Raw genomic sequence first — 354 nt, 5'->3', positions numbered from 1 at the left:
CGGTTGGGGTGCTCCAGCAGGGCGCGCAGCAGGTGATATTCGGCGGTGCTGAGCGGCACTTCCTCGTCGGAGGGATTGCGCAACTCGCGGGCGCGGGTGTCGAGAATCCACCCGCTGAAGAGGAAGCGGACTTCGGAAGGCGCCGGCGCGCGCCAGGCATCGGCGGGCGGTACGGGGGCCTGGTTACGGCGCAGCACGCTGCGGATCCGGGCCACCAGTTCGCGGGGGTCGAAGGGCTTGACCACGTAGTCGTCCGCGCCAATTTCCAGCCCGGCGATGCGATCCGCCTGATCGGTCACGGCGGTCAGCAGGATCACCGGGGTGCGCAGATGTTCGGACACATAACGGCACAGC

Annotated in this window: 1 protein-coding gene; it reads right to left on the bottom strand. The window is 68.6% G+C overall.

Annotation, left to right across the window (positions count from 1 at the left end; all coding sequences use genetic code 11):
- Nucleotides 1-341, bottom strand: a 341-nt coding sequence (locus AC1DBD_RS18035; protein WP_476982760.1) for a response regulator, incomplete at its 3' end; no start/stop codon positions are given.
- Nucleotides 342-354 lie beyond the last annotated feature (13 nt).

Source organism: Arthrobacter sp. 10T419 (genome assembly GCF_056394105.1).
This window is presented reverse-complemented; position numbering and strand designations above follow the sequence as displayed.